The sequence below is a fragment of the Rothia sp. HMSC066H02 genome (assembly GCF_001814995.1).
Classification (GTDB): Bacteria; Actinomycetota; Actinomycetes; order Actinomycetales; family Micrococcaceae; genus Rothia; species Rothia mucilaginosa.
This window is the reverse complement of sequence record NZ_KV818683.1, coordinates 191,967-206,654: the sequence shown is the minus strand read 5'-3', so window position 1 is coordinate 206,654 and position 14,688 is coordinate 191,967. Positions and strand designations below refer to the sequence as shown.

12 protein-coding genes, 1 pseudogene and 1 riboswitch are annotated in these 14,688 nt (G+C 60.4%); of the genes and pseudogenes, 8 read left to right on the top strand and 5 right to left on the bottom strand.

All coding sequences use genetic code 11. The annotated features are described in order from the left end of the window. Window positions 1-223: 223 nt before the first annotated feature. Window positions 224-976 (bottom strand): alpha/beta hydrolase, encoded by a 753-nt coding sequence (locus HMPREF2999_RS05015; protein ID WP_070697733.1) that lies wholly within the window; start codon window positions 974-976, stop codon window positions 224-226. 94 nt (window positions 977-1,070) lie between these two features. Here HMPREF2999_RS05015 and HMPREF2999_RS09600 point away from each other — a divergent pair. Both HMPREF2999_RS09600 and HMPREF2999_RS09595 read left to right on the top strand, forming a co-directional pair. Beyond that, window positions 1,071-1,352 (top strand): annotated as a pseudogene (locus HMPREF2999_RS09600) (MerR family transcriptional regulator); the annotation flags it as partial. Window positions 1,353-1,424: 72 nt separating this feature from the next. After that, the gene (locus HMPREF2999_RS09595) at window positions 1,425-1,886 is read left to right on the top strand and encodes a TipAS antibiotic-recognition domain-containing protein (RefSeq protein WP_246823088.1); all 462 of its coding nucleotides are present in this window, start codon (window positions 1,425-1,427) and stop codon (window positions 1,884-1,886) included. A gap of 131 nt (window positions 1,887-2,017) precedes the next feature. Here the strand turns inward: HMPREF2999_RS09595 and HMPREF2999_RS05005 are convergent, their stop codons facing one another. From HMPREF2999_RS05005 to HMPREF2999_RS09290, 4 genes are all read right to left on the bottom strand, one after another. After that, window positions 2,018-2,368 (bottom strand): MerR family transcriptional regulator, encoded by a 351-nt coding sequence (locus tag HMPREF2999_RS05005; protein ID WP_044146078.1) that lies wholly within the window; start codon window positions 2,366-2,368, stop codon window positions 2,018-2,020. A gap of 355 nt (window positions 2,369-2,723) precedes the next feature. Beyond that, the gene (locus HMPREF2999_RS05000) at window positions 2,724-4,052 is read right to left on the bottom strand and encodes a homoserine O-acetyltransferase MetX (RefSeq protein WP_141757042.1); all 1,329 of its coding nucleotides are present in this window, start codon (window positions 4,050-4,052) and stop codon (window positions 2,724-2,726) included. Window positions 4,053-4,256: 204 nt separating this feature from the next. Next, window positions 4,257-5,603 carry a bifunctional o-acetylhomoserine/o-acetylserine sulfhydrylase gene (locus HMPREF2999_RS04995; protein WP_070676187.1) on the bottom strand — a complete coding sequence of 449 codons (1,347 nt, stop codon included), beginning with the start codon at window positions 5,601-5,603 and terminating at the stop codon, window positions 4,257-4,259. 105 nt (window positions 5,604-5,708) lie between these two features. Continuing rightward, a riboswitch (SAM riboswitch) is annotated at window positions 5,709-5,821 on the bottom strand. Between the two features lie 154 nt (window positions 5,822-5,975). Then, window positions 5,976-6,326, bottom strand: coding sequence for an ArsR/SmtB family transcription factor (locus tag HMPREF2999_RS09290; protein WP_083313067.1), 351 nt, complete (start codon window positions 6,324-6,326; stop codon window positions 5,976-5,978). 144 nt (window positions 6,327-6,470) lie between these two features. Between HMPREF2999_RS09290 and HMPREF2999_RS04990 the strand changes: the two genes are divergently transcribed. The 6 genes from HMPREF2999_RS04990 (at window position 6,471) to HMPREF2999_RS04965 (ending at window position 14,445) form a co-directional block, all read left to right on the top strand. Continuing rightward, window positions 6,471-7,679, top strand: coding sequence for an MFS transporter (locus HMPREF2999_RS04990; RefSeq protein WP_083313062.1), 1,209 nt, complete (start codon window positions 6,471-6,473; stop codon window positions 7,677-7,679). A 400-nt stretch (window positions 7,680-8,079) separates the two neighbouring features. Further along, a complete protein-coding gene (locus HMPREF2999_RS04985; RefSeq protein WP_070676186.1) occupies window positions 8,080-9,066 on the top strand; it encodes an ABC transporter ATP-binding protein in 987 nt (328 codons plus the stop codon). Beyond that, complete coding sequence (locus HMPREF2999_RS04980) at window positions 9,063-9,923, top strand: ABC transporter permease (protein WP_070676185.1); 861 nt, start codon at window positions 9,063-9,065, stop codon at window positions 9,921-9,923. The genes HMPREF2999_RS04985 and HMPREF2999_RS04980 overlap by 4 nt, the downstream gene beginning before the upstream one ends. A gap of 1 nt (window position 9,924) precedes the next feature. Next, entirely contained in the window at window positions 9,925-10,755 is an 831-nt protein-coding gene (locus HMPREF2999_RS04975) for an ABC transporter (RefSeq protein ID WP_070676184.1), read from the top strand. A 75-nt stretch (window positions 10,756-10,830) separates the two neighbouring features. Then, window positions 10,831-12,051, top strand: coding sequence for a ribosome small subunit-dependent GTPase A (gene rsgA, locus HMPREF2999_RS04970; protein ID WP_070676183.1), 1,221 nt, complete (start codon window positions 10,831-10,833; stop codon window positions 12,049-12,051). A gap of 216 nt (window positions 12,052-12,267) precedes the next feature. Continuing rightward, a complete protein-coding gene (locus tag HMPREF2999_RS04965; RefSeq protein WP_070676182.1) occupies window positions 12,268-14,445 on the top strand; it encodes a S9 family peptidase in 2,178 nt (725 codons plus the stop codon). The last annotated feature ends 243 nt before the right edge of the window (window positions 14,446-14,688 follow it).

Genomic DNA, 14,688 nt, shown 5'->3' with positions numbered 1-14,688 from the left:
CGCATCCGGAAAACGCGGCCGCACCCGCACAGTACCCCAGCGCGGAAAGGCGGTATCGTCCGAAGTGACATCAGGGTGCCCGAAGCGAAGCGAGGGCGGGTTCCCTGTAGGAACGAGGACGATAACCGCCTTTCCAAGCGGAACTGCACAGAACCGAGCGGAAGCAGAACTACACGTAAGGCCCCCGAGTCATGATGACTCGGGGGCCTTCCCTATAGCCGTTTTAGGCGTCAGAGCCTTCCGCGGTGCCGGTCGCCTCCGCAACCTTCTGCGCACGAATACGCGGCTCCTTACCCTGCACCTTCACCTCCAGGAACTCGCCCACGTGGCGAATCTCCATGGCGCTCACGCCGTGACCCGCACCGGCGTACAGCACCTTAATGCCGTCGGTGTACTTGCGGATCCAGTCGTAGGTGTAGTTCACCATCTCCTGCGGGATAACGGGGTCTTCCTGGTCACGGCCAAAGAACACCGGCAGTTCGGTCTTCTTCAGCTCCCCGTCCTTGAAGTACGGCGAATCAGAATCTACCGCGTAGCCGGACAGACCCACCACGGCGGCGAACTCGCCGGGGGCGTGACGCACCATCGAAGTTGCGATGCCCATACCCTGCGAGAAGCCCAGCAGGGTCACCGAAGCGTACGGTTCGCGGTTCGCGCGCACCCACTCCAACACGTAGTCGCTCGCCTGCTCAATGGCGCGCTGGTCAGATTCGAGCTGCTGGTTCAGCGGGTACCACTGGTAGCCGATAGCATCTGCGGCAATGTAGGCACCGGTCGAGTCCGCGGAGAACTGGCTGCCAACCGGCTGCGGTGCACGCATGGAGGCGTAGGTGAAGCCCTCCTGCGGAAGGTGCGCCGCCAGAGACAGCAAATCGTGCTCCTGGGAGCCGTAGCCGTGCAGCATGAGCACCAGGTGGGTGCCTGCGCGTTCGTTCTCGGGGCGGGTGTATTCGACGACGTATTTGTTTTCGCTCATGAACCCATCTTAGCGAGGACTCCCCCACAAACCTGCACCGCAGGTTCCGCCGCTAGCTTGACCCTCACCTAACGTGAGGTTTTAGAGTGAAACCATGGACGCGAACATAACACCACCTGACGGGCAGCACGAATACACCGTGGGAGAAGCGGCATCACTACACGGGCTCACAGTCCGCACGCTTCACCACTGGGAGCAGCGGGGCTTACTCAACCCGGCACATGATGAGTTCAACGGGTACCGGTACTACACCGATACAGACCTTGAACGAATCACCGTCATTATGGGATACCGCGCCATCGGCATGAGCCTTGACGCCATTCGCAACATACTGCAGGATCGGGCGAACAGCACCGAGCATCTGCTCGCTCAGCGGGATATGCTTCAACGCAAAATCACCGCGTACGGACGCATGCTTAAAACCATCGAACACCTTTTGGAGGACACCATGGCACCTAAAAATGAGCAGCTCAGCGCTGCCGAAAAAGCAGAGATTATGGGTGAAGGGTTCAGCCTCGCCCACCAGCAGGAAGCTCAGGAACGTTACGGAAAAACTGACGACTGGGCTGAATACCAGCGCCGCACTGCAACGATGAACCGTGCCGACTGGCAGAAGGGCAAACAGCAGGTTGAGGAGGTAGAGCAGGCCCTCGTCGAGGCATTCAACCGCGGCGTGCAGCCGGGCAGTGAGGAGGCGAACGCGCTCGCCGAACGGCACCGCGCCTCCCTGTTCTTCTTTGAGGTCACCCCCGCTAAGCACGCTATTCTAGCCCGCGGCTACGTTGAGGATGCCCGTTTCAAGGCACACTACGAGAAGCTTGCGACCGGGCTCGCAGAATGGTTGCGGGATGTCATCTACGAGAATGCTCGTGCACACGGTATTGACCCGCAGGAAGCTACCTGGGGGTAAGCCTCCGGAGTGGAGATACCTAGTAACTCAGCTTGAGTAGCCGAGCATGCCAGCTGAGCACAGAAAAACGCCCGGTACTCCCAACGTTGGGAATACCGGGCGTTTATACGCGTCTGCAGAAGACTAGTTACCTAGCGGGTGCCGTCGAGGTGACGGCGGTGCTCCTGAATACGGCGATCCAGGTGCTCAAGGTTCTGCTGCAACCCCACAATCTCATCCTCAATCTTCTGACGGGCACGTTCCATCACATCAATAGATAGGGCGTGGTCGTCCGGATTGCTCAAAATCGTGCGAATGTCGGCAAGACTCATTCCGGCCTGACGGCAGGTAGCAATAAACCGTGCTGCGGAGATAGACTCCTCATCAAAAATACGGGTTCCGTGAGCATCACGAGGCACAGCAATGAGCCCCTCTTTTTCGTAATAGCGCAGGGCGTGGGTGCTCACCCCCAACTGCTCCGCTACCTCTTGAATACTTACCACAACTTTAATGCTATGGGGTTAGAGCGGGTCTAAAGCAAACCGAGAACCCTTACCTTCCGGTGCAACAGGAGGCTACTTCCGCGGTATCTCGCGGAGGTTTCGCAAAACACCCGAAAAACCGGAAAATATTCCCTGACTTGGCATAACACTCTTCATAAAGATAGAAAAAATGCCGGACGCTCGCATCATACGAACGCCCGGCATTCTATTACATAACCCTAAGGGCGAAGGTTAATTCACGGTGGGCGGAAGGACAGTTGAGAATACCCAGTCATTCCCTCACAATCCCACACCCACTGTTCGGATAAAACAACATTCAGCAGGATGCGTAAAACGCCTTCGGGCGCCGGTCGAGTTAGCGAGTAACAGCGCCGTACAGGCGAGTCATCGAGTCCAGCGCCTCACGCTCACGCTGCGCTTCACTCGGGGTGGCGGAATCATCCTCAACACCCAGGGCGCGAGCTAGAATCTTCTCCACCTGCTTCGCCTCAATCAAGAAGCCGTCATGGCCGTGGTTCGACTCGATAATGTCCACGGGCGCCGGGGTGGGCAGCGCCTCCGCCAGGCGGTGGGACTCGTGCGGGAAGAACAGGCGGTCCGTGTTCACCGCCGCAATCGTCCACTCGCAATCGGTGTGCGCCAGCGCCTGCGCCAGGGTGCCGCGGCCACGCGCCACGTCGTGCGAAATCAGTGCCTCATTGACCGCCAGGTAGCTGTTCGCGTCAAAACGCTCAACCAGCTTAGCGCCGTGGTGGTCCAGGTAGCTTTCGATGGCGTAGCGGCCACGCGGCTCACCCAGCGAACCGCCCACAGTGTTTTCGCCGCGGTTCTCTTCGCGGCCGAAGCGGTGCTCCAGTTCGGCGGGGCTGCGGTAGGTGGTGTGCGCGATACGGCGCGCCAGAGCCAGACCGGCAGTCGGTGCAGGACCGGCATAGTAGTCGCCACCGGCAAAGTTCGCATCCGAACGAATCGCAATGTTCTGAGTGTGGGCCCAGGAAATCTGCTCCGCCGTAGTCGAAGGACCGGAGGCAATGACCGCGCATCCGCGCACCAGCTCGGGGTTAGTTGCCGCCCACTCCAGGGCGCGAGCACCACCGAGGGAACCACCAATCACGTAGCGGAAGCTCGTCACGCCCAGTGCACGCGCCAGACGCGCCTCCGCACGTACGGAGTCGCGAATGCTCACCTGCGGGAAGCGGGAACCCCAGTGCTCACCAGCGCCCGGGTAGCCCTCGGGGACGATGCTCGACGGACCGGTAGAACCGTAGCAGCCACCCAAAATATTGGGAGCAATCACGAAGTAGCGGTTGGTGTCCACGACCGAGCCGGGGCCCACGATGCCTTCCCACCAGCCGTCCGATTCGATAGCGCGAATCAGCGGGGCGGGCATGTCGGGGGTGGGGACGCCGCGGGAGACATGCGTGTCACCGGTGAGCGCGTGCAGGATCAGGATGGCGTTATCGCCAGCCTCGTTGAGGGTGCCCCAGGTTTCGTAGCCGATGGTGACCTGCGGCAGGGTTACGCCGGATTCGAGCTCCAGGTCGCCGATGTTCAGCTGACGCAGGTAGCCTTGCGCTTCGGGGTGTTCGCGCTGGGTGCCTGCCACGGGGATGGGCGCGGTAACAGGCTGGTTGATAGTGCCGGGCTGGGTGGTGCCGGACTGGCTAGTGCTCTGGGCGGTCATGGGGGTTCCCTTCACTGGGTTGGCCGGCGAGGTGGTGCCGGGTGTGAGCGGGGTACTCGTCTGCGGGTTGAATCTGCAGTTGAGTCTGCGGGTTGAGGCAGCGAGGCGGCGGTGCCGCGCGCTTATGAAATGCTCCGTAACGGGGAATCCGCAGGTGGACCGAAAAGCCGTAGCTTGCCGGTCCACCTGCGGGTGCGTCACCGTTTAGGAGAGGGTGTCGAAGCCCAGCTGCAGGTCGGCGAGAATATCGTCGATGTTCTCGATGCCGACGGAGAGGCGCACGAAGTTCGGGTACACGCCAATCTTCTCCAGCTCCTCGGCGGACAGCTGGGAGTGGGTGGTGGAGGCCGGGTGAATCACGAGCGAGCGCACGTCACCAATATTGGCCACGTTCGAGTGCAGCTTCAGGGCGTCCACGAAGTCACGGGTCTGCTCCAGGGTTGCGCCCTTGAGGGTGAAACCGACAACCGCACCGGGGCCCTTGGGCAGGTACTTCTGTGCGCGCTCGTACCAGGGAGAGGATTCCAAGCCAGCCCAGATAACACGGTCGACCTGCGGGTTGGCTTCGAGCCAGCGAGCGACCTTGGTGGCGTTCTCGATGTGGCGCTCGATGCGCAGGGAGAGGGTCTCCAGGCCGATGCCGATGTTGAAGGCGTTGGTCGGCGAGATGGCGGCACCGGTGTCACGCAGCAGCGAAACGCGGGCCTTCAGAATGTAGGAGAGGTTCGCGCCGAACGCGGAGTCCTTACCCAAATCGCGTGCGTAGACCAGGCCGTGGTAGCCGGGGGCAGGCTGGTTGAACTTGGGGAACTTCTCGGGGTCTGCGCCGTAGTCGAAGTTACCGGAGTCCACAATCACACCGCCGATGGAGGTGCCGTGGCCGCCCAGGTACTTGGTGGCCGAGTGAACGACCACATCCGCACCGTGCTCGATGGGGCGCAGCAGGTAGGGGGTGGGCACGGTGTTGTCCACGATCAGGGGCACGCCGTTTTCGTGGGCAATTGCGGCGATGGGCTCAATATCGAGCACGTCGTTGCGGGGGTTGGGCACGGACTCGCCGTAGAACAGCTTGGTGTTGGGGCGAACCGCAGCGCGCCACTCGTCGAGGTTGTCAGGATTCTCAACGAAGGTGGTTTCGATGCCGAGATCGGCGAGGGTGTACTTGAGCAGGTTGTAGGTGCCGCCGTACACGGAGGGCGAAGCGACCACGTGGTCGCCGGCGCCGGCAATGTTCAGGATTGCGTAGGTGATAGCTGCCTGACCGGAGGCCAGCAGGAGCGCGCCGACGCCGCCCTCGAGGGAGGCGATGCGGTTCTCGATAACTTCCTGGGTGGGGTTGTTGAGGCGGGTGTAGATGGGGCCCAGCTCGGCGAGAGCGAAGCGGTTTGCAGCTTGCTCTGCACTGTCAAAGACGAAGGAAGTGGTCTGGTAGATGGGTAGTGCCCGAGCTCCCGTTACGGCATCCGGTGCCTGTCCCGCGTGAATCTGGCGGGTTTCGAACTTCCAACCGGCGGGGTTGGCGGGAGTCGGGACGGTAGTGTTGTTGCTCATGCTTGGCTCTCCTAAGGGGATAGTTAGGGGGCCGCATGCCGAGCGGTACAGGAATCGTCGTTGAGTTGTCCTGTCACGATTGATGTACCGGATTCGGTCACATCGGTCCCGCGCTTGCGTCACGCTTGTGCGTAACGCCCGGTCTTCACCCAGGGCACCCCACCGCGGAGGAGGGTTGCCGGCCAGCTAGCTGGGGCTTGTCGCTGGCGCTCTTGACCTGTCATTAGGGTGTCATAATCGGTTGCGCGGGGTCAAGGGTTTTAGGAGTGCGCGACACTTTAAGACGCTTCATTGCAAAGATGACGTTTTATGAATTGCCTTTGCTCTGACCTCATTTTAGGGGTTCGCATACTCTCAACCCGATTAGCCGAGTCAGGCACCTGTAGTATCCGCAGCAGATTCGCCCCATTGGCCTTGACCCGGTGGTAGTCCAACAGAGTCTAAAAGACCGGGGAAAAGATTCTCAATCACGCTGTCTCGGCGTGTAATTTTACGGTGCGTTCCCAGCACTTCGGTGTGCATGAGCCCTGATTCTCGGAGCACTTTGAAATGATAAGACATCGTAGATTTGGCGATTCCATAGTCAAAATCACCGCAGAACTGTGGCCCGTGGTCTGCGATACGGGCGAGAACATCTCGTCGAATGGGGTCTGACAATGCGCCAAGGACACGATCCAACGTCACGTCATCAGAGGTGGGGTGATACAGCCGTTCCTTACCCATAACCACGCCTTTCCGGGTTTTTCGCATAACGTATTGAGCCTTCATGACTCTGTGACAGAATATTACATCTTGGGCTTGCCCTTTAGCATAATATAGATTTATTCTAATTTCGACGAACATAGAAATAACATGAAAGGATGCACAATGAGTTCTCACAATACATCTCATCAGCTACCTCAAAATTCTGAGGCAACCATGCGGCTTGTCTCATTCAGCACTCTCTTTGTCATCGGCACAGATACTTTTCTCACTGCCCCTCTGCTTCCGCTACTCAGCAAGGAGTTCAACACCAGCACAGAACAATCAGGGTGGTTCGTCTCTGCATACGCTTTAGGGTATGCAATTTTCGCACTCATTGCAGGCCCGCTGTCAGACCGCGTTGATCGCAGGCGCATTATTCTTACCGGGTCCATCGGCTTTACGCTTTTTACGGGCTTATGCGGTTTAGCATGGGGGTTTTGGTCTCTTTTTACCGCCCGGTTTCTTGCGGGAGTGTTCGCTTCTCTGATCTCACCGCAGATTTGGGCATCTATCCCCATGACAGTGCCGAAACAAGCCATTATTAAAACTATGGGGTATGCAACGGCTGGACTTGCCATAGCCCAAATCGCCGGTATTCCTGTAGGTTCTTTCCTCTCTACTTATGGATGGCAGATACCATTTTTTGCAATCGCCGCAGCGTCTCTTCTTCTCTTGGGTATACTCTATTCACGTTTTCCCAGCATTCCCCCTGTGTCTGCAGCGCAAGATGGAAATTTTCTGACTCCCTACCTGCACGTTTTAAAAGCCCCTTCACTTTTGCTATCCCTCCTGGCGTACCTGATTTTCCAGACAGGAGTATTCGCATCTCTATCTTTCATAGGTTCATGGTTCGCGCGAGACTTTGGGGCATCGCAGACAACCATCGGTTTCGCCATGCTTGTAATCGGATGTGGCAACGCTCTAGGCTCCCTCACAGGGTCACGATTCGTCGCACATATAGGTACGCAGAAGACTATGCTCATGGGACTTATGGCACTCAGTATTGTGTATCTCTCGGCGTCATTGACAGCTAATTTCTGGACTGCTTTAGGTATTTTTACTCTTGCACTTTTTCTCGGAGGAATTATGCTCCCCGTCCTCATGGGAGAGCTACAAAGCCATACCGCTATAGCTCGCGGTACTGTATCATCCCTCTCAAACACGGCAATGTACGCTGGAACAACTATCAGCGGTGCCGTTGGCGGTACATTACTTACGCAGTTTCCGGGGTATAGCGGTATAGCCGTCATGAGTGCATGTGCAGTCGCAATTTCTCTTGGTGTCTATGCACTTGGTGGGGCATTCCGATCGAATAACGGGGGATCGTTTTAACTTCTTCGAATAAAATCAAAAAAATTTAATCACAGCATTCCGTGAGCCGTGCTACACTGATGGAAACCTTGAATCTAGGAGTGATGAGGTATGACCTCCCGCTAAAGTCGCACCGGCTCGCGGAATGCCCGCCCAGATGGTGGGCTCTAAAAAATTTCAGAAACAACCCTGCTTTGGTTCGATACATTTCAGGAGCGCATAGTGTGCGCTTGGGATACCAAAGTTCTGAGGGTTTCGTTGTTATACCTTCCGCACCTGTAGTCGGTGACTTGGGATTATTCGGGCACTACGTAGTGCCTCTCTCACGACTATTCATCTCACCCGTCCCACGTATTGCAGGCCTGCGAACACCATGGCTCAAGCGGCTTCGGGTGACTAAGCACCGCAAGGTTTTATCACGATGTCTACAATTCTTGACGCGGCACGGCTTCGCCGCGTCTTTGGCACAGGCGAACGCGCCTTTACCGCCGTCGACCGGGTGTCGCTTCGCGTCAGTTCCGGTGAAATTCATGCCCTTCTCGGCCCCAACGGTGCGGGCAAAACGACGACCGTGCAGATGTGCTCGACCCTGCTCACACCCACCGGCGGTAGCCTCACCGTGAACGGCGTTGATGCTATCGCTCACCCGCAGCGGGCGCGCCGTCACGTGGGTCTCGCGTTGGGCGGGGAGAACGGCTTCTACCCGCGAGCCAGTGCCCGCGATAATCTGCTGTTCTTCGCCGATGTTGCGGGGGTTTCCGGGCGGGCTCGACGACACGAGGTGGAGCATGCCCTCGCCCGTGTGGAGCTCACCGACGCCGCCACGCGGCCCGTCCAGGAGTTTTCCCGCGGCATGAAGCAGCGCCTACATATTGCCCGCGCCCTGCTCGGCTCCCCCGCCCTGCTCCTGCTGGATGAGCCGACCAACGGGCTCGACCCCGATATCGCCCTAACCGTGCGTACCCTCATCCGTTCTCTCGCGGAAGACGGTGCCGCCATTCTGCTGACAAGCCACCTGCTGGGCGAGATTGAGGACCTAGCGCACACTATTACCGTTTTGGGTGCCGGTTCCGTTGCTGTGAGCGGCAACCTCGAGGATATTGCCGCGCACGCAGGTATTGCCGCCACGACTGTGGTTCAGGTCGAGGCCACCGCCACCGAGGGCATTGATACGCTCCGCGGGTTCCTCGGCAATAAGGCGGCGGTGCTGTTTGCCCCGCGCGGATCCGGCTGGGAACTGACCCTCTACTGGCACGGCGAGCGCGCCACGTTCGAGGCGGGCGAGGCTCACCGCATCCTCGCGGAGGGCCTTGCCGCTTCACGCATTGGGGCACGAACCGAACCGTACACACGCCCGGCAACCTTGGAAGAGGCATACCTGGCAATGGCGGAGGGGCTCAAGCGATGAACGCTCAGACGCAACGCTCGGAAGAGTTCCAGCGGCAGGGTCGACGGTACGACCTGTGGCAGGAGTGCGCCCGGCAGCTACGGCTCATGGGCTTTAGCCTGCGCCAGTTCCTGACGGTCCCCTACTTCATTCAGCTGCTCATCAGTACGGTGCTCGGGTCGGTTATTATTCAGGCTCTTGCGGTGCACGCGGCGGCGCAGAGCTCCGAGGATCACTCCGTTGACCCGACCCTAGCCTGGACTCGCGCCGGCATTGTGGGCATGTGGTCGGTCTGCATCGTGTCTGCGGGCATCATCAATTTTGAGCGTTTCCGCGGGACCCTCGTGTACCTGTGTTCGGGGTCAATCTCTCCGGTGCGGGTGCTGGCGGCTATCGTTTCAAGCGCCTCCATTGTGGGTCTGGCTGCCTTGCCCCTATCGTGGGCGGTTTGGGCTCTTGTGACACTCAACCCGCAGGTCACGGATTTTTCGGTACTCTGGCCGCGCTACGTTCTGGGCGTTCCCCTGCTGTGGCTTGCGTGCCTGTCGGTCACGTTCATGATTGCGGTATTCTTCGTGGCCACGCCGAACGCTATCGCCTACGAGGAGCTATTGCTCGTGCCGGTTTTTATTCTTTCCGGGGTTCTCTTCACGACCGTTGAAGCGCCCGCCTGGCTGGATGCCGCGGGCGTGCTCATTCCCCTGCAGGCGCCGGTTCACCTCCTACTTGGGCGTACCGCCATCACTACCCCGGCGGATGCGCTCCTGCCCGTAATTCAGACCCTGGTCGTGAGCTTCATCTGGGCGTTGTGTGCTTTCCTCTTTGCTCGGAAGGCTCTCGCATCCGCCCGCCGTCGCGGCACCCTGGGGGCGATGTAGCGTGCGTATTCTCTCTTCTACCGCTCTGCCTGGCGTGGCGCGTCGGGCACTGTCTACCGCCTCTATTGGCTGGTCGTCGTCGATTACCTTCGCAACCCTCGGAACGGCCATCACGACCCTGGTTCTCGTGCCGGGCCTTAACGTGCTTTTCACGGTGCTTCTGGGTGCCGACCTTGCGGCGAACGATACGGTACGCATCGGCTGCGCGTCTGCTCTGATTGCCACCCTCAGTTCGGTGGCAGCCGGTATTGTCGCGCGCGTTGCCACCGACCGGTGGATTGGCGTCTTCGAGTACGTGTGTACGGCTCGCCCGGTGGATGCTGGCTACTGGCTCGGTGCGGCGGCGGTACCGGCGTTGCTGGCTTCCGTGACGGGGCTGAGCAATGTGGGTATCGTGTGGTTGTTGTCCCTCACGGCGCCCTCTACCGGGGCGGCTTCGGGGCTTCTGATTGGAGCCATTGCACTGATGCCGGTTGCGGTTCTTGGCGGGGTCTGCCTGGGTATTTTTGCTGCTGGCTTGGGCCTGTACCTCTCGGATCCATACACGGGCTCGAATGTTCTATCTATTGTTCTGCCGGTCAGCGCGGGCGTGATTGTGCCGGTGAGTACCTATCCGGCGTGGCTTGCCTGGGTGTGTTCCTGGGTTCCCGGGTCCCGGCTGGTGCAGGCTTTAGATACCTCTGGCAGTATTGCGAGCAGCACTACTGCGAATCTCTTCGCGCTCCTGGCAGCAGACACAGCCCTGGCAATACTCTACGCCGCTATCGGGCTGGGGCTGACTTTGCTTGCCGCCCGCCGCATCCGTGCCGGCGCCCGCGCCTCGCTGTTGTAAACGGTGAAACCTGAAAAAGAACGAACCTTGTAATCACCCGCTATCCGGGCGCCGCAACCAAGAAAGACTATTCCTGTGACCATTGCTCCCGCTTCATACACCTTAGAGACTCTAGGGTTCGACCCCTCCTGGCAGGGTTCAGCAATCCGCGCCGCGTTTACCCTCGGCGGTGCCCTCGAAAACTTTACCCTCGCCCGTGTCAGCGCCGTGCACCGCACCCGCTGCGAGCTACTGACCTGCGAGCGGGGTGAGCTCATCAAGCTTTCCGCTCCACTGCGCCCGGTTGAGAATGACTACGGCGAAGAAGAGTACCCCGTCGTCGGCGACTGGGTACTCACCCAGCCCATCCCTGGAACCGGTAGCGATAGCCAGCCCGCGGAGCACAAACCCCTCGCGATTCTGCCCCGGCGAAGCTACCTCACCCGCCCCAGCGCCACCCGAGAATCCGCGGATCAGCCTGTCGCCGCCAACGTGGATATGCTCTGCATCGTTGAGCCGTGCTTCCCCGAGCCGTCCATCGGGCGAATTGAACGCTACACCGCCCTGGCGCACGCTTCCGGGGTGCAGGTCGCGCTGATTCTCACCAAGGGTGACCTAGTAACGGCCGAACAGCTCGCCGGGTATCGGGAGTCTCTGGGTGGCGGCGTGGATGCGGTGCTCGCCGTCTGCACTGACAACGGCTACGACCCTGCCCCGGTGGCGGAGCTTGTCGCCGGACGCACAGCCGCATTCCTGGGCCGTAGCGGCGCAGGAAAATCCACCCTGGTCAACGCCCTGCTCAACCCCGGAGTTGACCCCCGCGAGGATAGCCAAGAACATCAGGTGCAGGTCACCTCCACGGTCCGAGATGCTGACGGCAAAGGGCGCCACACCACCACCAGCCGCCAGATGCTTGTTTTACCCGGTGCGGAAGGCTCAAGCGAAGGAGACTCGACCAACGCAAAATCATCATCTGGCACGGTGCTGATCGACACTCCGGGCGTGCGAGCCCTAGCCGCAACGAGCGATAGCGCCGCGATTGACGAAACCTTCGATGACGTCTCCGGTTACGCTTCTGCCTGCCGGTACAGCGACTGCTCCCACGGTTCCGAACCCGGATGCGCGGTGCAGCAGGCGCTCGCCGACGGTTCCCTCGACCCCGAGCGCTTTGAACGCTACCGCAGGATGATAGCCGAATCCGCACGTCTACGCCTGCGCTCTCAAGAACGTGAGTACCGGCAGAGTAACCGCGCCTTCACGAAGGCAAACAAGACGGGCCGTCGCACCCTCATGTCCATTAAGGGGCGCGCTAACTAGCCGCCGAACGGGCATATCCCGGCGGGGCTTCCACAAGCTGAGCCGGGCAATCCTGCCCAGGCCGCAATATAGTAGCCTGCCTCACTCTTCGATACACTAGAAGTAGGCGTGCCCACAATCCCCCGCGCACCCTCACCGCCACCCGGCGGCACAGGAACGCGGGCGCAGATGGCACACACCATTCACAAACCCATAACTCATGAAAGAGGTGGCAGCATGGCTGAACAGAACCTCACCCCGCCCGTACCGAAGAAGGTCGAGCACCGCCGCGAACACCACGGCGACGTCTTCATCGACCCCTACGAATGGCTCCGCGACAAGGAAAGCGAAGAGGTCCTCAACTACCTCAAGGCAGAAGCCGAATACACCGAAGCTGTCACCGCAGACCAGCAGCCCCTCCGCGAATCCATCTTCAACGAAATCAAGGGCCGCACCCTGCTGTCGGATCTGACCGTCCCGAACCGTATCGGTGACTGGTGGTACTACAGCCGCATGGTGCCCGGCGGCCAGTACCCCGTCTTCTACCGCTACCCCGCCCTGCACGAAGGCGACGAGGTGGTGCGCTACACCCCGCCGACCGTCACCCCCGGCGAAGTACTCGAGGGTGAAGTCGTCATCCTCGACTGCAACGAATACGCCAAGGACATGGAGTTCTTCTCCCTCGGCAGCTTCCAGCCTGCACGTAACGGCAAGCTGCTGAGCATCTCCGTGGATGAGAAGGGCGACGAACGCTACGAGCAGCGCTTCCTCAACATGGAAACCGGCGCCTTCCTCGAAGACACCATCCCCAACATTGCGGCGGGCTCCTTCTTCATCAACCACGCCGAACAGCTCATCTACCTCGTCCCCGACGAGTCGTGGCGCCCCTGGCGTGTCTACGTGCACGACGTCGGGCAGGGCACCGAAGACCACCTGATCTACGAGGAACCGGACAACACCATGTGGCTCGGCGCCGCCATGAGCTCCGACCGTTCCTCCGTGGTCATTACCAGCTCCAACTCCGAGTACACGGAGGTGCGCCTCATCCCCACCCGCGAACCCAAGGGCGAGCCGACCCTGCTCATCCCCAAGAGCGCGGGCATCGAATACTACGCCGAGCCGCTCAACATTGCCGGCGAGCAGCATCTGCTGATTCAGCACGACTACAATGCGCTGAACTCCGAGCTGGTGCTCGCAGACATGCCGCGCGAAGGTGAAAGCCTCGAAGAGTACGCGCAGCGTTGGGTACCGGTCATCCGCCACAGCGAACACGTGCGCCTGGAAGGCTTCACCTTCACCGCAACGCACCTGGTCGTCACCGCCCGCGCGGACACCACCACCCGCATCTTCCTCGCACCGCGTGAGCAGCTACCCATCCAGTGGCGCCGCCGCCGCCCCGCCGGCGTGACCTTCATGGAGCCTGCCGGTTTCGACGAGGAGCTGTACACCGCCTCCGTGCTGCGTGCTGAGAACTACTCCCCCGTGCTGCGCATCGCCTACACCTCGTACCTGACCCCGCGCCGCGTCTACGACTACCTCCCCATGTCGCAGACCCTGCTGCTGCGCCGTGAAACCCCGGTACTCGGCGGCTACAACCGTGAGGACTACCGCGCCTACCGAGACTGGGCACCGGCGGCGGACGGCACGCTCATCCCGATCTCGGTGATTCACCGCGCCGACCTGGACATGAGCAAGCCGCACCCGGTCATCCAGTACGGTTACGGCTCGTACGAGTCGTCCATGGACCCGATGTTCTCCATCCCGATGCTGTCGATCCTGGACCGCGGCGTCATCTACGTCATCGCGCATATTCGCGGCGGCGGCGAGATGGGCCGCTCCTGGTACCAGAACGGCAAGAAGCTCGCGAAGAAGAACACCTTCACCGACTTCGTAGACGTCACCAGCTACATTGCGGCTAAGCCGTGGGCTGATGAGGCGCGTATCGGCTGCTACGGCGGTAGCGCCGGCGGCCTGCTCATGGGCGCCGTCGTGAACCTCGCCCCCGAAAAGTACGCCGCCTGCCTGGCTGCCGTGCCGTTCGTGGATGCGCTGACCACCATCCTCGACCCGGAGCTGCCGCTGTCGGCAATGGAGTGGGAAGAGTGGGGCAACCCGATTGAGGACCCGGAAGTGTACGCCTACATGAAGTCGTACACCCCGTACGAGAACATCCGCCCGGTCCGCTACCCGGCGATTGCTGCGGTGACGAGCCTGCACGACACCCGCGTGCTCTACGTAGAGCCTGCGAAGTGGGTTGCGGCGCTGCGTGAGCAGATTGACCCGTCGTCGCCGGTGCCGCTGCTGAAGATTGACATGTCGGGCGGTCACGGTGGTGGTTCCGGCCGGTATACGCGTTGGCGTGAGATCGCGTGGGATTACGCGTTCCTGATGAGCAACCTCGGCGTTACTGAGTAGCTGGTCTCTTAAATAGAACGCTCCGTCTGTATCTAAGTGATACGGACGGAGCGTTCTTCGTTTATGTAGGTTGCTCTGCTGGAGGGACGGTGCTCGTCCTCGTTCCTACAGGGGCACCCGCCCTCGCTTCGCTTCGGGCACCCTGATGTCACTTTCGGACGACACCGCCCCTCCGCATGCACGCTAGGCTATCCGAGGTGGCGCGCCGTGTTTTCCGGATGCGCCCTCAGGGTGTCACACGGA